Raw genomic sequence first — 21,111 nt, 5'->3', positions numbered from 1 at the left:
CAGAGCAGCCGATGACCTCCTTGAGGGGCTCTGTGTCCAGATCTGCCACAAAGAGGTTCAGGCGCCGTTCACTGAGCAGCAGGAACCGCAGAATTGCGCGGTTCTGTATTTTCTATCCGAGACTCACAGCAGCCTTTGTGGCAGATTTGGACACTCCCCAGCACTCCACGGCCTTCAGCACATCCGGAACGACCTGATGCGCGTAGACATCCTTCCTCGTGAAGCGCAGCGGCAGGAAGCCACGGGCAACAAGCCGGCGGTCGCGCCAACGGTCGAGGCCGAACTGGTACTCGTCGCAGTGGTAGGTGTAGCCGTCCAGCTCTACGACCACCCATCCCTCGACCACCAGGTCCACCTCGCCGACGCCCTCAATCTCCACCCCGTCCTCGAAGCTCAGTCCTGCAGCATGCAGGTCCATTCGCGCCAACGTCTCCAACGGGGAACGGGCCCGGTCACTGGCGCGATCGAGTCGTGCGAGCGCCCGAGCCGAACCGGGGCCACGAAGCAGATTGCGAATCTGCTCGGCAGTGACGCGCTCGTCGTGAAGTGCCGCATCGAGAGCGATGAGTGGGGAGTCGTCCTGGAGGTGACAGCGCAGAAAACGCGCCAGAGCCTCAGGAAGTGCCTGTACGGGGAAACGAGTCGGAGATGCTGAGCCCTGGCTCCGATCGACATGGATAACCTCACGTCCCACGGCTGCGAATCGTCCGCTATCCGAAACCACGAGGTGAACCTGCTCAGATCCTTCTGCAAACGGAAGACCGTAGTAGCGCATGGCTGCCTGGCAGCTGAGGAGCCCACCGTGAATGCGAGCCAGAACGACGGCACGTTCAGCACCTGGAAGACTGACGACACCGTGCTCATGGGCGATGAACTCACCGGTTCTCACAAGCGAGGCGACATGACGGCGCTGGGTGCGAGTCAACTCAAGATCCCGAATGCGCACTGCGCCATAGCAGCCACGAACAACGGTGAGAAGATCAGCGTCCATGGCGTTCATGGAGCCCATTGCCGCTCACCGGCGGAATGGACGCAACACCTTGCCGGAGCCCTGTGGACAACCGTCGCAGCCATCAGACTGTGGCCCCCGGACAGCAAGGGCATCGCGCGAAAGACGGGGCAGGATCACCCCGAGCCGCGATCGTTCGCCAGGAGTATCTCGGGCCTCTCGGCCGGTAAGGGCTCCTCGAGGAGCGCTCACCGGCATCACAGTCACCACACTCGCCCGACTCGGAGATTGCCTACCCGCATTGCGGGTAGATGCCCCGACCTGCTCGACGGCCGACATTCTTTTGTCGGGGTGGCCCGACATGAGTTGACTGGCTGGCTGGATCGTCCCGGTGAGAGCATCAGGACAGCCTGGTCCCATGAGCACCGCGACCTCTCCAATTCCCCGTCCCCAGCCGCCATCACCGCAGGTCAGACCCACATCTCCCATCCGGCCGTCACGCAGCCTCCTCCCCCGCTGGGCCTGCGCGGTTCTGGCGGCCTGCCTGGCCCTGATGGTCTTTGCCGTCGGGCCGCACGCGCCGAAGGCCGACACCTCCTCCATCACGGGAGACAAGGACCTGGCCAAGCAGGTCATCGACCTCCTGCCCGATGACTACCAGGCGCAGGGCATCCACGTCTCCGTCATCACCGCCGAGGGCGCCCGCCACGCCGGCATCGGCACCACCGCCTCCGGCCAGCAGTACACGTCCACCACCCCCATGGAGATCGGCTCGATCACCAAGACCTTCAGCGGCCAGCTCCTGGCCGACGCCATCGCGCGCGGCGAGGTCAAGGCGAGCGACCCGCTGTCCACCCACCTGTCCGAGCTCGCCGGCACCCCGGCGGGCGAGGCCACCCTGGAGGAAGTCGCCTCGCACCGCTCCGGCATCCCGGGCGTCCCCTCACAGGACCTGAGCAAGTTCGTGCTGCGAGGCGACATCCTGGGGCTCAACCCCTTCGCCGACAGCACCGACCAGCTCATCGAGAAGACCCGCACCACCGAGATGGGCAAGCGTGGCGAGTTCGTCTACTCCAACTTGGGCATCTCGCTGCTGGGCGAGGCCCTCAGGCGCGCCGCCGGGGCCGACTCCTGGAAGTCCTACGTCTCGGAGCGGCTCTTCACGCCGCTGGGCATGGAGCACACGACCCTCACCGCCAACCAGTCCGAGATTCCCGACGGCGCCATCCACGGGGTCCAGGCCAATGGGCGCCGCGGCCAGTCGCTCAGCGGCACGGCCTCCAACCCGGCCGGCGCCGGGGTGTGGAGCACCCCGGAAGACATGACCCGCTACGCGCAGGCGGTCCTGACCGACACCGTCCCCGGCGGGGTCGCTCCTCAGGAGGCTCGGTGGCCCGCGGAGGTCTTGGCCGGCTTCCAGCTGCCGGGCGAGAAGATCGGCTACACCTGGTACACCGACGTCGTCGACGGGCACACGATCATCAGCCACGGCGGCACCACGATGGAGTACATGACGCACCTGGCCATCGACAAGGAGTCGGGCAAGGCCGTCATGGTCTACACCGACCAGAACACGGACGGCACTGCCGCCGCGCTCGCCACGACGCTCCTGACCGACGGGCAGAAGATCTCGACGGCGCACCTACCGGTGCCGGCCGAGATGCTGCTCCAGGGCATGATTCTCGGCATCTTCACCATCCTGGCACTGGTCATGGGCCTGTACACGGCCGCCCGCGCGGCGAGCGCGCCCAGCCGCATGGCGGTGGTCTGCCGCGTGGCCGCACTCCTCGCCTGCCTGGCGGCGGCCGCGGCCTCGGGGCCCTGGGCGCACGTGCCCACCTGGATCCTGGCGGTGGCGTCGCTGCCCGGCCTGTACGGGATCGTCCGGGGCATGACGCTGTGGCCGGACCTGCCCACCCTGCCACGTCGCCGGGCCTGGCTCGGCTGGACACAGCTGGCACTGACTGTCGCCTTCGTCGCCGTCTGCCTGTTCGTCGCCTGGCCCAAGGCCTGAACCGGCCGACCCGATGCTTTCTCAACCGTTGCCCTCCCCCAGGTGGGGGAGCCGAGCCCCGCCCGCTTCCACCTGAAGACCACCAACTTCGACCTCTCGACCGATCAACACGTCATTTTCGAGTTCCTAGGTTCCTTGCCATGACTACTCACCGTTTCTCCGTACCCGATCTCGCTCGGCGCCTGCTGGCCCCGATCGCCGCCCTGCTGGGGCTGGTGGCGGGCCTGAGCGTCCTCATCCTGCCCTCCCCCGCACCGACCACCGCCGACCCGACCGAGTTCTCCGCCGAGCGCGCCATGGCCTCCATCAACCGCCTCGCCGACGAGCCCCACAGTGTCCTGCGCCGCGAGGCGCACGACCGGGCGCGCGACGACGTCATCGGCATGTTCACCGACCTCGGCTACACCGCCAAGGTGCACTCCGACCCGATGTTCGATCTCAGCGACCCGGCGGACAAGAAGATCTTCGATGACTTGTCCGCCGAGCAGCAGGCGGCGGTCAAGGACGCGACGGCCGACACGATCGTCGTCGACGTGCCGGGGAAGTCCGAGCGCACCATGGCGCTCATGGCCCACTACGACTCGGCCACGGTCGAGGCGGACGAGAACGGCAGGGCACACCCCACCTCCGGGACCTCCCACGGGGCTGCCGACGACGGCTACGGCGTGGCCGCCATCGTCGAGACGCTTCGGGCTCTCAAGGCCGAAGGGCGCCAGCCGGAAAACTCGCTGAAGATCGTCATCACCGACGGCGAGGAGATCGGCCTCGTCGGCGCCCGCAACGAGATGCAACACCACCGCGCCGACTACGAGAACGTCGACCTGGTCCTCAACCTCGAGGCCCGCGGCATGAGCGGCCCGGCATTCATGTTCGAGACCTCTCCGAACAACAGCGCCGTCGCCGGCTACTTCCTCAGTCACGTGAAGCAGCCCGTGAGTAGCTCGCTGCTCCCCTCGCTGTATGCGCGCATGCCCAACGGCACCGACATGAATGTCCTCATCCCCAAGGGCTTCACGGTGCTCAACATCGCGGCGGTCGGAGAGGCCGACCACTACCACCACGCCACCGACGCCCCGCGCTACGTCGACCACTCGACCCTCCAGCACTACGGCGACCAGGTCCTCGGCCTCACGCGGGCCTGGGCCTTCGACGGGCAGGCCCCCACGCTGACGGCCGACGGCGACCTCCACTTCTTCCAGCTGTGGCGGGGACTGACGGTGCGCTACCCGGCCGCGGTCGGGACGGGGCTGGGCTGCCTGGCCGTCATCGCGGCACTCGGCGCCGTCGCAATGCGGGCCAGGTCGCTGCGCTGGAAGCGGGTCCTGGGGACCGTGTGGGGCCTGACGTGGCGATCCGCACTCGCCTCCGCCGCGGCGGGGCTGGTGCAGCTCGGGGCCATGGCGATGAAGTGGGCGCCGGAGAGCGGACTCGGACCGAACCCGCTACTGCCGTGGATGTTCGCCGGCGGAGCCCTCATCGGGGTTGGGCTCACCGTGCGCTTCGTGGTGCGGCGCTGGAAGGAGGGGCTCGGGCAGGAGGCCGTCGCCGCGGTGCTGCTCCTGCTGGCGGCCGCCTGCATCCCGCTCATGGTGCTGTTGCCCGGCGCTGCCTACGTCCTGGTCCTCCCCACACTCGCCCTGGCGCTGACCGCCCTGGCGCCACAGCGGATGCGGCCGGTGGTCGGGGCCCTGGCGGCCTTCATCATCGTGGTGCTCTTCGCACCCACGATCCTGCTCATCCACGAGCTGCTCAGCCTCGGCGCGGTGTGGGTGACCGTGTTCTTCGCGATCGTGCCGGTGGCGCCGCTGGCACTCGTGCTCCTGCAGGCCGGTTCCCGGCGCACCGCCTCGGGCGCCGGCACCGTATCCGGGCCTGCTTCCGACGACGCCCCCGTTGCCGGTCCGGTCACCGCGACGGCGTAGGGCGACGAGGAAGGCGCAGCTGCGAGCACGAGAGGCTTCGGGGCCTCGGGACCACTCCTGGTGAGTGGCCCCGAGGCCCCGGACTGTTGAGCGACGGGCAGCGGGGACGTGCACAGCGGCCACATGGGGGAGGACGACGTCGTCCCTCTCCTCCAGCAGGTCGGCAGATTCTGGCCCACCGGCCGAGGAAGCCAGCACCGCCGCGCTCTTATCGTCGCAGAGGTCCGGACGCGTGAGAGCCCAGTCCGGACAGAGCCCCACCCGCAGGCACGAGCCAGACAGGAGGTACACCTCCCGACGGCCGCCACGGGCGCGGCCGTCAGCACGCAGAAGTCGACGACGACCCCGGCACCCGAAGGAGCACAACCTCATGAGACCAACCCCCCCTCACCACGCGGAAGGCGGGCGCGACCCTGGCAGCACTGATGCTGTCGGCGACCCTGGCAGCCTGCCAGCCGCAGACCTCCGCCGCAGGCGCCGCAACCCCTACATCCGTGCCGGCACCCACCGACCAGACCAGCACCGCAGCCGGAGAATCCACTGACGGCTCCACTGGTGGATCCACTGCCAGCACCACCGGCGCCTCCGCCTCCCGGACCAGCGCCCCGCAGGGACTGGAGAGCTTCTACAGCTAGACCATTGACTGGCAGGACTGCTCGGACGGCACCTCGCCCTTCCAGTGCGGGACGGTCACCGTCCCCCTGGACTACGAGCATCCGGACGGTCGCACCATCACGATCGCCCTGAAGAAGCTCCCCGCCTCCGACTCCAACGCCGAGCACGGCTCCCTGTTCATCAATCCCGGCGGCCCCGGCGGCAGCGGGATCCAGGATCTGGAAGCCCAGGCCACCACCCTGCCCGAGGGACTCCGGACCGCCTACGACGTCATCGGCTTCGATCCTCGCGGCGTGGGGCAGTCCACCCCGATCACCTGCTGGACCGAGCAGGATATTCACCAGATCCTCACCGACGCTCAGAACGGCAAGCTCTCCGACGTCGTGCCAAGCAACACCGCCTCCTCCAAGAGTCTGTCGGTCCAGGAGAAGATGGACCGGGGCACGGCCGACGCCGCCGCGTGCGCCCAGCACTCCAAGGTCCCCGAGCTGCTCGACCACGTCGGCACCCGCGACGTCGCCCATGACCTGGACATCCTGCGCGCTGCGTCCAAGGACACCATGTTGAACTATCTGGGCATGTCCTACGGGACCCATATCGGAGCCATCTACGCCGACCTCTTCCCAGGCCGCGTCGGACGCGCCGTCCTGGACGGGGCCATGGACCCGTCGCAGCGCTGGGTCGACGGCGAGACCGAGACCACGGCCTTCAAGGAAGACGTCCTGCGCCAGTACGTCGAACACTGCAAGGCTCAGGACAGCTGCCCCCTGACCGGCTCCACGGACGAGGCGATCGCCCAGCTGACGGCCTTCGTGGACGGCCTGGACCAGGATCCCCTCACCGCCCCGGACTCCAATATCACCGTCAACACACAGGAGGCCACCACCATCATCCAGCACTACACCATTGAGAAACCGGACTGGGAGGCACTGACCGCCATGCTCACCCCGGCCATGAACAACCACGACGGCGCCCTCATGGTGAAGGCCAAGCAGAGCGTGCTCGCACCCATGCTGCCGACGACCACCGAGCAGGCCGTCAGCGGGGCGAACAGCGTGTTCGTGGCTCCCGCCGTCATCTGCAACGACTACCCGGACACGGCCGAGACCGTCGCCGACTGGGACGCGCAGTCAGCCGCCGAGAAGAAGAGCCACCCCTTCTTCGGCGGCACCTCGAACGCTATGGAGGCCTACTGCCGCGGCTGGGGACACCGGGCACAGACCCCGCCCCAGGAGACCCACGCCGAAGGCTCGAACCCGGTCCTCGTCGTCGGGCTCACCAAGGACTCCCGGACCCTCTACCCCTGGGCACAGAGCCTCACCGACCAGCTGAACAACGGCCACCTGCTCACCGTCGAGGGCTACGGGCACATCACCTTCGGACGCAACACCTGCGCCACTGCGGCCATGACCGACTTCCTCGTCAACGGGACCGTCCCGGCAGAGGGCACCACCTGCGCCGCAGAGCCCCAGCCCGCAGCCGGCGGCACCGAGGGCTGACCGGCGACGCCACTGCGAGCGCCGGACGTTCCGGGCCTCGGGATCGCTCCCGGTGGGCGAGACCGGGGCCCGGTCTGTCAGAACGGCGACACAATACGAAGGCCAGGGGCCACCGGATGGGACCGGGCTCTCTATCTGTCGGGACGAGGGCTCACAGTGCAGCCTCGGCACACTCAGCCACGGCGACGGCGAGCTGGACCCGGTTGGTGACGCCGAACTTGTCCAGCAGGGCGGAGACGTGGGTCTTAACGGTGCTGGCTCCGACGGCGAGCTCCTCGGCGATCTCGCCGTTGCCCAGGCCCTGGGCCACGAGCAGGGCGACCTGGCGCTCCCGGTCGGTGACGGTCTCGGGGAAGGCGCGGCGCTGCGGGGTGGCCTCGACGGCGGCCTCGACGAGCCGGTCCAGGACGGAGCCGGAGAAGGCCCGCTGGCCGTCGGCGGCGGCGTGCACGGCGCGGAAGATGATCTCGGGGGCGCTGTCCTTGAGCAGGAAGCCGGTGGCGCCGGCGCGTAGGGCGGCGGCGACCATCGCGTCGGTGTCGAAGGCGGTCAGCACGAGGACCTTGGTGTCAGGGCAGTCGGCGGCGATCTGGGCGGTGGCCCAGACGCCGTCGGTGCCGGGCATGTGCAGGTCCATGAGGACGACGTCGGGGCGCAGACTGCGCGCCGCGTCGTAGCCGCTGCGCCCGTCGGAACCCTCACCGAGGACCGTGACGCCGGAGTCGCTCTCCAGGATGAGACGCAAGGCAGCGCGTACGAGGGCGTCGTCGTCAACGATGACAACACGTACACGGCGCTGCGGTGAGTCCATGCCGATTCCTTTGCTTGTTCAACTACCTGGGAGACTACTGTACGTCGGGGCGGGCCGGATCGGGCAGGAAGTGAACCTTCCGGGGTACGGCGGAGTCGTGACCCAGCAGCCTGGGCTCCTGGCCGCGCAGGGTGTGGTTGAAGAAGTCGCTCACCAGCGCCCGAATCGTCTCCTCGGTCTGCGGCTGGACCGTATTGCCGGTCAGAGCGGGGCTGATGAAGGAGAACAGGTCGTGGCTGACATGGTTGGTGTTCTCAATGGTGACGGCCCAGGTCGGTCCGGTACTGCGGTCGTGGAACTGCTCCTGAAACCGGGCATCCTCGATAGAACCCTCGTCCTGGGTTTGTTCCCCTTTACGGGCCTTGGAGATGTCAGCGACGTGATCGGTGGACAGAATATTGAGGCTGGGGACCGGCACGCCGGTGTCGCGGACCGTTCCAAAGTGGGTTCCGTCCATGTTGACGCCGGCATCGAAGCGGGGATCATCAGCCAGGGCCTGCTCCGCACTGGCGCCCCCGAGGGAGAAACCCATAGCACCCACCGAGTCGAGGTTGAGCCGATGATGGAACGGGCTGCCGGGATCCGCATTGAGCGCCGTGAGGTGGTCCAGGATGAAGGAGAGATCCGCGGAGTTGGTGGCGCTCCAACGGGCCGCCCTTTCGAGCCAGCTCTCGCGCCGGCCCGCCTCGGTAGCCGAGGGCTCACCCGGGTCACGGTCGACCTGGCGACCACTGCTCAGGGAGACAGGGGCACCGGAGGTGTAGGGGTGGTCCACAGCGACGACGACGTAACCCTGACTGGCCAGGTCCACCATGAGTGAGGTGTTGTCGAAACGGCCGGCCCTTAAGGCTGGGGAGTAGAAGATGACGGGGAATCCGCCCGGTACCTGGACGATTTCACCCCCGTGTACCGCATGGGTGTCGATCAGCCGGAAATGATCCAGCGAGTTCTCCAGCACGCCCCTGGCACGAGCGGTTCCAAACACGTCGTCGCCGTTCATCGCAGTGCTCTTGGCCAGCCTGCGATCCAGGGCAAGTGGCTTTCCCTGGGCCGTCGCCTCCGTCGGGTACCAGATTGAGAACTCGACCTCACGCAGGTCGTCCTCATCGGGCGTTGTCCACTCCTGGCGACTGGAGTCCGTCAGGTGCTCCTCGGTGTACCCGACGGCGTAGGGACCGGTCGGCGTCGGAAGCTTGAAAACCGGGAGCAGGAAGCCGGCCGCAGATGACACCGCCAGAGCGAGCGCCCCTGACATCATCGCGGTGATACGCCCCAGCACTCGCAGGGCGGGCCGCCCGCGCCGCGGAGCGTCGGCGGTACGACGAGCCCGGCGGAACCAGCGCGTCAGAAGGACACAGGCCAATGCCACTGTGACGACGTAGGCCGGGATCATGACGAACCGGTGCCGCTCGATGACGAGGTGGGCCAGAAGGGGAAGGAGAAGCCCCACCAGCAGGACGGGTTCGGCCCGCAGCCACCGTCGCATGCTCGACACCTTGGAAGCCACCTGCCACCAGCGGGGCGGCAGCCTGAAGACCGTGAGGAGCAGTACCACTGCATCCATGGCAACCACTGCGATCTCCAGCGTTCTCATCGGTGTTCCTCTCACTCCCCCGGCAGGTTCGGCACGGACATTAGCCGGGCGCCGGCCGCGGCCGCCTCCGCCAGGTGGGGGATGCCTTTCGGGCACACGTCCACCTCTCGGTCGCATGATGACGACGGTCAGTCAGCACGACCTCGGGCGGGGACGGCGGCCATGACGACGAAGCGGCGGGGCTGCTCAGTGCGGTCGGACCGATCCGGTGTCGCCGTCTGGCCGGCCGGCTGCGAGACGTGCAGCTCGCCTCCGAGAAGCCGCAGCCGCTCGCGAAGGCCCTCCAGGCCCAGGCCGCCGCCGGGCGCCGTCGGCCGAGGCTTGGACGGGCAGTCGTTGACGCACCGCACCACGAGGGCCGCGCCGTCGTCGCTGAGACCGTCGGAGGCCTCGACCTCGCAGTCGAGGTGGACCACGCCGCCGGCCCCGTGGCGGCGAGCGTTGGTGAGCAGCTCCTCGATGGTGCGCAGGACCGCGTGCCGGCTGCGGGCGTCGGCGGCCTCGAAGGAATCCGCCCAGGACTCGGCCAGGTGCAGGTCGATCTGCTGTCCGGCCTCCCGCTCCCAGGACAGGACGTCCTCGACATCGGACCAGGTGGCGCGGGCGCCATCGGCGGAACCGTCGTCGTGCAGGACGGCGAGGATCTGGCGCAGCTCGCGTCCGGAGTCGGCGGCGAGGGTGTGGATGCTGTCCGCGATCCTGCGGACGCTGCCCATATCCAGGTCGGTGCGGGTCTGGAGCGCGCCGGCGTGGAGGGAGACCAGGGAGAGGCGGTGGGCGAGGGAGTCGTGCATTTCGCGGGAGATGCGGGCACGTTCCTCGGCGCGGCTCTGGGCGATGCGCGCCTCTTGCGTGGTGCGGATGAGGCGGGCCTCGCGGGAGGCTGAGCGCAGCAGCTCCTCGCGGGCCTGCAGGTTGACGCCCAGCATGACGCAGACGATGCAGATCGGGAGAGTACTGACCGCGTATGTGGTGACAAATAACAGCGCACCCTCTCCGCGACTCGGATTGAGGAGCGGAGACAGGCCCACACCTACGGTCGTGGCGACCACTACCACCGGTATCGTCCTCGCCCCTTTACGCATGCCGATAACAGTCGCAGCCACGTAAACCGCCACCTGCGGCCAAGAGGGAATGAGTCCCAGGACAACGATAAGGATCGGCAATGACGGGCGGGGTCCTCTGAGGACCGGGATGAGGAGGAGAAGGCAGGCTAAGGAGATGAGTAAGTGCCCGGCATACATCACCTGCCAGCGGGCCAGGCCCGGCACGACCGTGGAGCCGCCTTCCAGCTTGAGGTACGCAATCAGGGCGAGCAGCGTCTGCACCACGGTGATCGAAGCGGAGCCGCTCCAGACGAGGATCTGCACCCTGCGGGCGTGCGCGCTGGAGGAGACGGGGACGTCGGCCATGGGCCGACCCTACTGAGAGCGCCTGCGCGGGAGCCTCCCCCAGGTGGGGGAGGCAGTTCATCATCGTCAGCCGTGCGCGGTCGTGGGGTGGGTGTCGCGTTCGCCCCCCTCTACCCCTCGAACGGGGGACATAAGGTAGGACTACGACAACCGGGGTGCAGGCAATCGGAGAACGGTGTCTCACTGGACCTTCAACGACACCTTGCGCCTTCCAGTCCTGTCGGTGCTCTCGTTCAGCCCACCGTATCCACGGCCTGCTGAGGCTCCGGGGCGAGTGCAGAGGCGAGGTCCGCGAAATACGGATACTGCGCCCAGGCGGTGCGGTCACCGATAACGTAGAGACGACGCTTCGCTCGGCTCGCGGCGACATTGACGAGATTGACGGTCGACGAGGCCCAGGCCTTCGCCCCCGGAGCGGCTGGATCGCCGCCCAGAACAAGGAAGACCACATCCGCCTCCCGGCCCTGGGCGGTATGAATCGTACCGCCGCGCAATCCGGGATATCTCCCCTTGAGGGTCCCCAACGCGTTAGCTACCACCCGGAATGGCGAGATAGCGATGATTTGCGACGTGGCAACACCCTGAGCCTGGAGCTGATCGATCTGTTTGCGCAGCTCCTCGATCTGATTGCCCTGAAGATGTGTGCCAGGCGTTCTTGCTGGGACATCGATCCAACGGCTCGGTGATACCTTCTGCTCACGAGGCCCGTCAAAAAGATCGGGGCGATCGGGATCATCTAGGCGGCGCTGAACGCCGCTCACCATCATGCCCCCGTAGGCGATCTCATTACACAGTCTGAACATCGGATCGTCGCATCGACGATGCACCGTCAGTGGCGCACCCACCCACATGGGCTTCTCTCCGTGATACAGAGTGGTCCCATGGCGTGAAACGCGGTCAGCGAGAGTCTGGACCGAGGCGAGCGGCGGGATCCAGACCGATGAGACACCGAACGCAGCAGCGATGTCATACTGGGCCTTACGCGGCATCGTCACTACCGGCTGCAACTGCAACGGGTCACCAACGGCGACGACCCGCCGGGATCGCCAGATCCCTCCGACGGCGTACTGCGGGCAGGCCTGCCCGGCCTCATCAATAAGTAGCCATCCGAGAGACTCGGGACCAAGTCCTGCGAACATGCGCCCAAAGGACGCGAAAGTCGTCGAAACCATCGGCACGACCAGGAAGAAGGTCTGCCACGCTGCACGTACTTTTTCGGGCTCCAGGTTACGCGGGTATGCACCGGCAACCACCTCAACAGCTGCACGCAGCCCCTTCACCATATCCCCGGCCGTATTGGCCAGAAAGTCCTCATGGAGCCTCAACGCTGCCAGAAACAGGTCGGACCGAGCCTCATCGAGCTCTGCGTCGAGCCATGGGGCATACTTCTCGCGGTCCTCTCTATCCCGCCTCTCATCCGGGTACCCGCGCCCATAGTGCTCACGGTCCTCAGCTACCTGCCGGCGCAGGTCGGCCACTTCCTGGGAGAGGCACTTACGTCGATTCTCAGTGCTTGCCAACTCACCAGAGATGTACCGCGCTCGCTCGTCGAGGGACTGCGCATACTGACGCACCTGCTGCCAGTTCTGCTCCGCTGTCCGCAACTGCTCCTCGAGTGGCTCCAACCGTTCCCTCCACTCGCGAGCAGCTCGCCCCAAGGTGAAGAGCGTCTCGAGCACCCCGGGCCTGGTCTCGGCGTGCCGGTTCCGGATGCTGCCAGCCTCGGAGTACTCCGTCTGCGCACGCTCAACGATATTCGTGTACTTCCGCCTCTCGTCCGCAGCCTCGGTGGCCGCCACTGTGAGGTGCTGAGCCTGCGCAGCGAGCTCCGGTTCCTCCCTGAGGGCAGCCTTGAGACGTTCTATTCGCCACTGAGCCGCCTCCCGCTGAGCGAGGAGCTCATCGACATGCCGTTCGGCCCGACGGAAGTCTTCTCGTGCCTGCGACCAACTCTTATATGGCACCTTTCCGTCACGCCACTGATTCAGACGCGTCTGCATGCGCGGAGCAGTTCCCGGAATGGGTTTTTTGTCCCGGCCTGTGATGTCAAACCAGAAGGCTGAGCGGAAGGCTCCCCGATTCCGCTTGTTGCCTAGTCGAGCCGCCACCAGGCCCCAGGCCTTCCGCTCCGTTCCCTCGGCATCCTCACGTTTCTTTTCCCCGACCTCCGAGGCCGCCAGAGTCGCGGAGGCGATGTCAGCAAAATAGTCGGCGTCTCCCCGCCATTTGCCATCGATCGCACCAAGGGCGGGAATCTCAACGCTAATGTTCTCAACAGCGGTGTTGTTCGCTGAAGCGACGACCATCTCGAATCCAGTCAGCGTCGGCTGGAGCTGACGCACCTCACGTCGGAAGCCATCACCGGACTGCCAGCAGTGCGTGGTCGTGGTGAAGGCGTCGTCTGGGCTCTCCAATTCGGCGAGGCGCCGCGCACGTTCAACGACATTGCCGGCAAGGATGTCGCGCAGCATCGTTGTCTTGCCAGTACCGGGCGGTCCGTTGACCCCCATCAGACCACCTGCATCAGACAGATCATCCAAGGCCCGGTTGACGGCGAACTGCTGGCGCAGCGCCAGGCCGTGCTCAGGGTTGGAGGGCCACCGACCTTTCGGCAACCTGTCAACCTGGACTCCGGCGTCAGCAACGGCGTTATCCCGGATAACGTCCGCCCGCTGCCCCAAGGGGAGATCGGCGTCGGCGGTCAGGTACTCAGACAGTGCCGGCGGACAACTTCCATTTGACAGTTCTCTCGTGACGGCAGCGAGATCGTCGAGGAAGAAGCTGTTGAGAAAGTCGATGTCCGCGATCGCATCATCAGTGCGACGACTGGAGACGGCGACCGACGAGATGATGATGCGCTCACTGGCCAGTCCGGACACTCCGGCAATTCCCGAGACCTTGTGAGCGATACGCAGCAGTTCCTGCAATGAGTCTGCCTCCTGAGCAGGAGGTTTCTCCGTACCAGCCGCCTCACGACGATCTCCCTCGAAGGCATCCACCGCTTTCGTGAACTCTTCTGCGGCCTGGGAGAACCCACCACCCCAGTGTGGACTCGGCACTTCACGGGTGCTCCGGATCCGGGCTACAGCCCACAGCGCAGAGGAGAGCGTCGCAGAGTCCACCATAAGCGTTCCACGCTCGTCGAGCATAACCGCGGCACAGGCACTGATTCCGGCCGTGCGCTCGTCATAGGCATCCTGGTCCTCTGCGAAAGCACAATGCAGATCCTGATAAATATCCTCGAGGTCGTACACGCCGAGGTAGATGGTGTGCTGCCATTTCATAGACGTGCCACTCACCGGAGCCGGCGGGCGCAGCACTTCCCAAGGCAGAGCCGCCCGAGGCTGCCAGTCGATGACCTGACGGTCCTTCGGACGCGTTGACGGCTTAGTCAGCTCAGGTACCTTCTGTGGGCTGAATAGCTCCAGCATCCACCAGTACTGCAGGATCCGCTGACGAGTCTCGGAGGAAGTATTCATTCCCATGGGAGGATTCTGCCAGGTCGCAGCAGTTCGAGTAGATGATTTGCACGGGATACTTCTGGCGAGGAGGGATCACCGCGCTCGGGCCCGGACACCGGCAGAGGCGAGTCGGACGCCGACGGCCACCGGTGGTGCACACTGTGCCCCATGGCAGACGGGACCAGACGCGACCTCACCGGGCTCCTGGAGTCCATCGGCGGACGCGACGGCAGGCTCGTCCACCTCCAACGCACCCCGGCCCGCCCAGGCTGCCACGCCGACTGGCCCAAGTGGGCGGACCCCGACCTCGTGGCCGCCTACCGCCGCATCGGCGTCGAGCGCCCATGGACGCACCAGGTCACCGCCGCACAGTCCGCCCACGCCGGCCACCACACGGTCCTAGCCACCGGCACCGGCTCGGGCAAGTCGCTGGCCGCATGGCTGCCGGCGCTCTCCGACGTCCTGGCCGCCCAGTCCCCCGGCGCCGACTCGCGCATCTCCGCCCACGGCCGGCGCCCCACCACCCTCTACCTCTCCCCCACCAAGGCGCTCACCGCCGACCAGGCTGCAGCCCTCGATCGGCTCATCGGCGGGCTCGAGGCCGTCCAGCGCGAGGCCGGCACTCCCACGGGCTCGCTGCGCACGGTGCGCGCCGGCACCTGCGACGGCGACACTCCCCTGCCCGAGCGAGACTGGGTGCGTGCCCATGCCGACGTCGTCCTGACCAACCCCGACTTCCTCCACTTCTCGCTGCTGCCGGGCCACGAGCGCTGGACCCGTCTCCTGCGGGGCCTGCGCTACATCGTCATCGACGAGTGCCACGCCTACCGCGGGGTCCTGGGGGCGCACGTCGCCCTCGTGCTGCGTCGCCTCCTGCGGCTCGTGGCACGACTGCGCCCACGCGGCCCGCAGCCGGTCGTCCTGTGCGCCTCAGCGACGGCGGCCGAGCCGGCCCTCACCGCGGCCCGCCTCATCGGCGCCGCACCAGACGACGTCGTGGCCGTCACCGAGGATGCCGCGCCCGCCGGGGAGCGCACCCTGGCCCTGTGGCAGCCGGCCCTGCGCGACCCCTGGGTGCTGCCTGCGCCTGACGACGAGCCAGCCCAGGACTCGGCCCGGGCGACCGAGCCGGACTCGGGCGATCCCGGTGAGGATCCTTCGGCGCGGCGCAGCGCCGTCGTCGAGGCCGCCGAACTGCTCGTGGACCTGCTGAGCGTGGGCGCCCGGGCGCTGGTGTTCGTGCGCTCTCGTCGCTCGGCGGAAGTCGTGGCCGAGCGGGCCCGCCACACGCTGGGGCTCTCGCTGCCAGAGCTCATCGGCACGGTGTCGGCCTACCGCGGCGGCTATCTGCCCGAGGAGCGCCGGGCCCTGGAGGCTGACCTGCGCTCAGGTCGGCTGCGCGCCCTGGCCACCACCAACGCCTTGGAGCTGGGCATCGACGTCACCGGGCTGGACGCGGTCCTCATCGCCGGATGGCCAGGCACGCGCGTCTCGCTGGGTCAGCAGGCGGGCCGGGCCGGACGTGCCGGTGGCCGCGGCCTCGCCGTCCTCATCGCCTCCGACAATCCGCTGGACGCCTACCTGGTGCATCATCCCAAGGCGGTTTTCGCCGCCCCCGAGGCCACGGTCTTCGACCCGGCCAACCCCTACGTGCTCGCGCCCCACCTGTGCGCCGCCGCTTCCGAGGCGCCCTTGCGGGCCTCGGACCTGGCCCTGTTCGGCCTGCCCGACGACGCCCTGCTGCGCGAGCTGGAGGGCCGGGGCGCGCTGCGGCGTCGACCCACGGGCTGGTTCTGGAACGTGAACCTGCCCGGGCGGCCCCAGGATCTGACCTCCCTGCGCGGCGATGGGCCGCCCGAGGTGCCGGTGGTGGAGGCCGACACGGGCGTCGTCATCGGCACGGTCGACGGCGCGGCCGCCGACTCCACCGTCCACGAGGGCGCGGTCTACGTCCACCAGGGGCGCGTCTACGTGGTCGAGGAGCTGGCCGACGACGTCGCCCTCGTGCGGCAGAAGGCGGCGGTCGGCTACCGCACGCGGGCCCGGTCGCGCTCGAGCGTGCGCATCATCGCCGAGCGCGAGCAGCAGGTCTGGGGCCGGCCGGGTGAGAGGACGCCGGACGACTGCCATGAGCCGTCAACGCACGAGCCCGAAGAGCCGGCCGGCTCCGGCCCCGGTCCTAATCCGGCCGGCGGCAGGCGGGTCGCCTCGACCCTCGGCGACGGGCACGAGCCCCCGGGTACGGCGGCGATCACCTGGTCCTTCGGGTCGGTGGAGGTCACCAGTCAGGTGACCGGCTACCAGCGCATGGCGCTGCCGGGAGGGGAGGTCGTCTCCCAGCACGCCCTTGAGATGGATGAGCACGTGCTGCCCACCGCCGCCGTGTGGTGGACGATTCCGCAGGAGGTCTGCGAGGCGGCGGGCCTGGAGCCCACCGACCTGCCCGGGGCCCTGCACGCGGCCGAGCACGCGAGCATCGGGATGCTGCCGCTGCTGGCGACCTGCGACCGCTGGGACATCGGCGGACTGTCAACCGCAGCGCACCCACAGACGGGGGCGCCCACGGTCTTCGTCCATGACGGGCACGCCGGCGGGGCGGGTTTCGCCGAGCGCGGCTACCGGGCCGGGCGCGACTGGCTGGAGGCGACGCTGGCCGTCATCGAGGGCTGCGGCTGCGCGAGCGGCTGCCCCTCGTGCGTGCAGTCGCCCAAGTGCGGCAACAACAACGAGCCCCTGGACAAGGCCGGGGCCACCGTCCTGCTGCGGCTCCTGCTCGAGGCGGCGCCGACGGCGTCCCCCGAGCCCTCCGGCGTCGAGGCCGGTACCGGGGCCGCCGGCGAGCCGAACGCCGTCGACGCGGCGGGCTTCGGCGGCTGAGGATCGCCGCACCGGGCACTGGCCCTCACGCTAGGTGAGGCTGATATGTTCCCGGCATGCTCCTTCGATTACTGCGCACGTACTTGCGCCCCTATACGGGGCTGCTGGTGTGCGTCCTGGTGCTTCAGTTCGCTGAGGTGATGGCCTCCCTGTACCTTCCTACCCTCAACGCCGACATCATCGACAAGGGTGTGGCCTCCGGGGACACCGGTTATATCTGGCGGATGGGCGCGTTCATGCTGGGGGTCAGCCTGGCCCAGGGCGTGTGCACGGTGCTGGCGACCTACCTGGCGGCGCGCGCGGCGATGAGCATGGGCCGGGACCTGCGCGGCGAGGTCTTCGACCGGGTCAGCGGCTTCTCGGAGCGGGAGATCTCCGCCTTCGGGGCGGGTTCGCTCATCACCCGCAACACCAATGACGTCCAGCAGGTCCAGATGCTGGTGATGATGAGTGCCACGATGCTGGTGACGGCGCCGTTCATGGCGCTGGGCGGCATCTTCATGGCGGTCACGCGCGCCCCGGGCCTGTCGTGGCTGATCGGGGTGTCGGTGCCGATCCTGCTCGTGGCGGTGGGGCTCATCGTGAGCCGGATGCTGCCCCTGTTCCGCTCCTACCAGGACAAGCTCGACACCATCAACCGGGTGATGCGTGAGCAGCTCACCGGCATCCGGGTCATCCGCGCCTTCGTGCGCGAGGAGGCCGAGACCGAGCGCTTCGAGGGTGCCAACACCGATATCGCCCGGGTCGGCGAGCGCGTGGGTCAGCTCTTCGTCCTGCTGTTCCCGCTGGTCATGCTGGTGCTGGACGTGACGATCGTCGGCGTCATCTGGTTCGGCGGCCACCAGGTCGGCGACGGCGACGTGGAGGTCGGCACCCTCATCGCCTTCATGTCCTACCTCATGCAGATCCTCATGGGCATCGTCATGGCGAGCTTCATGACGATCATGATCCCGCGCGCCGCCGTCTGCGCCGAGCGCATCAGCGAGGTGCTGGCGACGCCGCCGACCATCACCTCCTCCCCCGACGCCGTCGACACCTTCCCGGCTCCCGGGACGGTTGAGATGCGGGACGTCACCTTCGTCTACCCCGACGCCGACGCCCGCGTCCTGGCGGAGGTGAGCTTCACGGTCCAGCCCGGTACGACGACGGCGATCGTCGGCTCGACGGCGTCGGGCAAGTCCACGGTGGTGCGGCTGCTGGCCCGGTTGCTGGAGGCCAGCAGCGGGCAGGTGCTCATCGGCGGCACCGACGTTCGCGAGGCCGACCCCGAGGCGCTGTGGTCGCAGATGGGGCTCGTGCCCCAGCAGCCCTTCCTGTTCGCCGGGACCGTGGCCTCCAACCTGCGCCTGGGGCGCGAGGAGGCCACCGACGACGAGCTGTGGGAGGCCCTGGAGGTCGCCCAGGCCAAGGACTTCGTCTCCGAGATGGACGGGGGCCTTCAGGCGCCCATCGCCCAGGGAGGCACGAATGTCTCGGGCGGTCAGCGTCAGCGCCTGGCCATCGCCCGGGCCCTGGTGCGCCGGCCCGACATCCTCATCTTCGACGACTCCTTCTCCGCCCTGGACGTGTCCACCGACGCGCGGCTGCGTGAGGCCATGGGGCCGGCCACGGCCGGCATCACGAAGGTGATCGTGGCCCAGCGGGTCTCCACCATCACCAAGGCCGACCAGATCCTCGTCCTGGACGGCGGCCACCTAGTGGGCAGCGGCACGCACACCGAGCTGCTGGCCACCTGCTCCGTCTACCGCGAGATCGTCACCTCCCAGCTCGGAGCGGAGGCCGCAGCATGAGCAGGAACGCGAGCAGCCACATGGGCAAGAAGGCCGGCAGGAACACCGGCGACAACGCCGGGAGCGGTGCGAGCGCCACCGTCAGCCCCGACGAGCTCAGCGAGGAGGACCTCAAGCTGGCCGCTGAGGCGCAGGCCGCCTCGGGCGACTGGCACGACGGGCCGCCCCCGGGCAAGGCCGAGGCCTTCTGGCCCTCCTTCAAACGGATGGTCGGGCTGCTGGGCGCCTACCGGGTCTCCCTGGTGGTCGTGGCCCTGGCCGCCGTGGGCACGGTCGTGCTGGCCGTGGCGGCCCCCAAGGTGCTGGGCCAGGCCACCAACGTCATCTTCGAGGGCGTGGTCTCCACGATGCTGCCGGCCGGCACCACCAAGGCCCAGGCCATCGAGGCCCTGCGGGCGCGGGGGATGGATGACTTCGCCACCATGCTCTCGGCGATGGACGTCATTCCCGGCGCGGGCATCGACTACACCCGCCTGGGCCGGATCCTGACGGTGGTACTGGTCCTGTACGTGGGTTCGGGCCTGCTCAACTGGCTTGAGGGCTGGCTCATCAACCGCATCACCATCAAGGCCCTCTACCGGCTGCGCGCCCAGGTGGAGGACAAGGTCCATCGCCTGCCGCTGAGCTACTTCGACACCGTTCAGCGCGGTGAGCTGCTCAGCCGCCTGACCAACGACGTCGACAACGTCACCAACACCCTCCAGCAGTCCCTGTCCGGCGCCCTGACGGCGATCCTCACGGTGGTGGGCGTGCTGGGGATGATGTTCTCCATCTCCTGGAAGCTGGCACTGGTGGCGCTCATCATGTTCCCGCTCATGGGCGTGGTCTTCGGGGTGATCGGGCCGCGCTCGCAGAAGGCCTTCACCCACCAGTGGGCGCGCACCGGCAAGATCAACACCCGAGTGGAGGAGTCCTTCTCCGGGCACGCCCTGGTGCAGGTCTACGGGCGCACGGAGTCGGTGCGCGAGGCCTTCGCCGCCGAGAACGAGGAGCTCTACCGGGCCTCGCTGCGCGCCCAGTTCCTCTCCGGCATCATGATGCCGATCATGCTGGTCATCGGGAACATCAACTATGTGGCCATCGCGGTGGTCGGCGGCGCCATGGTCGCCTCCGGGTCGCTGCGTCTGGGCGACGTGCAGGCCTTCATCCAGTACTCCCAGCAGTTCTCCCAGCCCCTGGGCCAGCTCGGCGGCATGGCCACGGCCGTGCAGTCCGGGACCGCGAGCGCCGAACGGATCTTCGAGCTGCTCGACACCGAGGAGGAGCGTCCCGACGACGTCGCACCGGAGAGCGCCGGCACCACGACTACCGACGCCGCGACTACCGACGCCGCGACCGCCGATGCCGGCCGGACCTCGGGGACCCGCCCCAGCGCCCCAGCGGATTCGCCGAAGAGCCCGGCGGGGCCGGGCGTCATCGAGATGGAGCACGTGCGCTTCTCCTACAGCCCGGAGGTCGAGCTCATCCGGGACCTGTCGCTGCAGGTCGACCCCGGGCACACGGTCGCGATCGTGGGGCCCACGGGAGCGGGCAAGACCACCCTGGTCAACCTGCTCATGCGCTTCTACGAGCTCGACGGGGGACGCATCCTCATCGACGGACGCGACATCGCCACGATGACGCGCCACGACGTGCGTCGTCGGACCGGCATGGTTCTGCAGGACCCGTGGCTGTTCGCCGGCACGATCCGCGAGAACATCCGCTATGGGCGGCCCGGGGCCACTGATGAGGAGGTCGAGGCCGCTGCAAGGGCGTGCTTCGTCGACCACATCATCAAGGCCCTGCCACAGGGCTACGACACGGTCCTGGAGGAGGACGCCGCGAACATCTCCGCCGGCGAGCGCCAGCTGCTCACGATCGCGCGGGCCTTCGTGGCCAACCCGGCCGTCCTCATCCTCGATGAGGCCACCAGCTCGGTGGACACCCGCACCGAGCTGCTGGTCCAGCAGGCGATGAACGCGCTGCGCGAGGGCCGCACGAGCTTCATCATTGCTCACCGCCTGTCGACGATCCGAGACGCCGACACCATCCTGGTGATGGAGCACGGAGACATCGTCGAGCAGGGCAGCCACGATGAGCTCATCGCGGCGGGCGGCGCCTACGCGCGCCTCCACGCGGCCCAGTTCGCGGGCGGCGCCACCGTCGCCGTCGAGGACTGAGGCCCGGG

12 protein-coding genes are annotated in these 21,111 nt (G+C 68.3%); 7 read left to right on the top strand and 5 right to left on the bottom strand.

Features of this window, described 5'->3' with window-relative positions; translation table 11 throughout:
• Positions 1-112: 112 nt before the first annotated feature.
• On the bottom strand, positions 113-1,000 hold the full coding sequence (locus RIV12_RS10415; RefSeq protein ID WP_309323657.1) for a hypothetical protein: 888 nt from the start codon (positions 998-1,000) through the stop codon (positions 113-115).
• A gap of 367 nt (positions 1,001-1,367) precedes the next feature.
• Between RIV12_RS10415 and RIV12_RS10410 the strand changes: the two genes are divergently transcribed.
• From RIV12_RS10410 to RIV12_RS10400, 4 genes are all read left to right on the top strand, one after another.
• A complete protein-coding gene (locus RIV12_RS10410; protein ID WP_309323654.1) occupies positions 1,368-2,963 on the top strand; it encodes a serine hydrolase domain-containing protein in 1,596 nt (531 codons plus the stop codon).
• Positions 2,964-3,103: 140 nt separating this feature from the next.
• Entirely contained in the window at positions 3,104-4,885 is a 1,782-nt protein-coding gene (locus RIV12_RS10405; RefSeq protein WP_309323653.1) for a M20/M25/M40 family metallo-hydrolase, read from the top strand.
• A 425-nt stretch (positions 4,886-5,310) separates the two neighbouring features.
• Positions 5,311-5,520 carry a hypothetical protein gene (locus tag RIV12_RS13180; protein WP_428978931.1) on the top strand — a complete coding sequence of 70 codons (210 nt, stop codon included), beginning with the start codon at positions 5,311-5,313 and terminating at the stop codon, positions 5,518-5,520.
• A gap of 3 nt (positions 5,521-5,523) precedes the next feature.
• Positions 5,524-6,999: an alpha/beta hydrolase gene (locus tag RIV12_RS10400; protein WP_428978934.1), complete on the top strand. Its 1,476-nt coding sequence runs from the start codon at positions 5,524-5,526 to the stop codon at positions 6,997-6,999.
• 151 nt (positions 7,000-7,150) lie between these two features.
• Here RIV12_RS10400 and RIV12_RS10395 read toward each other — a convergent pair whose 3' ends face one another.
• From RIV12_RS10395 to RIV12_RS10380, 4 genes are all read right to left on the bottom strand, one after another.
• The gene (locus RIV12_RS10395; protein WP_309323651.1) at positions 7,151-7,810 is read right to left on the bottom strand and encodes a response regulator transcription factor; all 660 of its coding nucleotides are present in this window, start codon (positions 7,808-7,810) and stop codon (positions 7,151-7,153) included.
• Between the two features lie 34 nt (positions 7,811-7,844).
• Positions 7,845-9,404 (bottom strand): alpha/beta hydrolase family protein, encoded by a 1,560-nt coding sequence (locus tag RIV12_RS10390; protein ID WP_309323649.1) that lies wholly within the window; start codon positions 9,402-9,404, stop codon positions 7,845-7,847.
• Positions 9,405-9,532: 128 nt separating this feature from the next.
• On the bottom strand, positions 9,533-10,816 hold the full coding sequence (locus RIV12_RS10385) for a sensor histidine kinase (protein WP_309323647.1): 1,284 nt from the start codon (positions 10,814-10,816) through the stop codon (positions 9,533-9,535).
• 233 nt (positions 10,817-11,049) lie between these two features.
• Positions 11,050-14,301 (bottom strand): DEAD/DEAH box helicase, encoded by a 3,252-nt coding sequence (locus RIV12_RS10380; RefSeq protein ID WP_075417769.1) that lies wholly within the window; start codon positions 14,299-14,301, stop codon positions 11,050-11,052.
• A gap of 144 nt (positions 14,302-14,445) precedes the next feature.
• Here RIV12_RS10380 and RIV12_RS10375 point away from each other — a divergent pair, with 144 nt between their 5' ends.
• Genes RIV12_RS10375 through RIV12_RS10365 form a run of 3 tightly spaced genes read left to right on the top strand, consistent with a single transcriptional unit; the run spans position 14,446 to position 21,103 of the window.
• The gene (locus RIV12_RS10375; protein ID WP_309323645.1) at positions 14,446-17,154 is read left to right on the top strand and encodes a DEAD/DEAH box helicase; all 2,709 of its coding nucleotides are present in this window, start codon (positions 14,446-14,448) and stop codon (positions 17,152-17,154) included.
• 56 nt (positions 17,155-17,210) lie between these two features.
• A complete protein-coding gene (locus tag RIV12_RS10370) occupies positions 17,211-18,944 on the top strand; it encodes an ABC transporter ATP-binding protein (RefSeq protein WP_309323644.1) in 1,734 nt (577 codons plus the stop codon).
• Entirely contained in the window at positions 18,941-21,103 is a 2,163-nt protein-coding gene (locus RIV12_RS10365; RefSeq protein WP_309323642.1) for an ABC transporter ATP-binding protein, read from the top strand. The genes RIV12_RS10370 and RIV12_RS10365 overlap by 4 nt, the downstream gene beginning before the upstream one ends.
• Positions 21,104-21,111 lie beyond the last annotated feature (8 nt).

The organism is Actinomyces stomatis (assembly GCF_031292835.1).
GTDB classification, from domain to species: Bacteria; Actinomycetota; Actinomycetes; order Actinomycetales; family Actinomycetaceae; genus Actinomyces; species Actinomyces stomatis.
Note: the sequence above shows the minus strand (reverse complement) of the source record. Positions and strands in the feature narration are given on the sequence as shown.

Coding starts and splice junctions, on each gene's coding strand:
- RIV12_RS10415 (WP_309323657.1), bottom strand. CDS start 1,000: ATGAACGCCATGGACGCTGATCTTCTCACCGTTGTTCGTGGCTGCTAT.
- RIV12_RS10410 (WP_309323654.1), top strand. CDS start 1,368: ATGAGCACCGCGACCTCTCCAATTCCCCGTCCCCAGCCGCCATCACCG.
- RIV12_RS10405 (WP_309323653.1), top strand. CDS start 3,104: ATGACTACTCACCGTTTCTCCGTACCCGATCTCGCTCGGCGCCTGCTG.
- RIV12_RS13180 (WP_428978931.1), top strand. CDS start 5,311: ATGCTGTCGGCGACCCTGGCAGCCTGCCAGCCGCAGACCTCCGCCGCA.
- RIV12_RS10395 (WP_309323651.1), bottom strand. CDS start 7,810: ATGGACTCACCGCAGCGCCGTGTACGTGTTGTCATCGTTGACGACGAC.
- RIV12_RS10390 (WP_309323649.1), bottom strand. CDS start 9,404: ATGAGAACGCTGGAGATCGCAGTGGTTGCCATGGATGCAGTGGTACTG.
- RIV12_RS10385 (WP_309323647.1), bottom strand. CDS start 10,816: ATGGCCGACGTCCCCGTCTCCTCCAGCGCGCACGCCCGCAGGGTGCAG.
- RIV12_RS10380 (WP_075417769.1), bottom strand. CDS start 14,301: ATGGGAATGAATACTTCCTCCGAGACTCGTCAGCGGATCCTGCAGTAC.
- RIV12_RS10375 (WP_309323645.1), top strand. CDS start 14,446: ATGGCAGACGGGACCAGACGCGACCTCACCGGGCTCCTGGAGTCCATC.
- RIV12_RS10370 (WP_309323644.1), top strand. CDS start 17,211: ATGCTCCTTCGATTACTGCGCACGTACTTGCGCCCCTATACGGGGCTG.
- RIV12_RS10365 (WP_309323642.1), top strand. CDS start 18,941: ATGAGCAGGAACGCGAGCAGCCACATGGGCAAGAAGGCCGGCAGGAAC.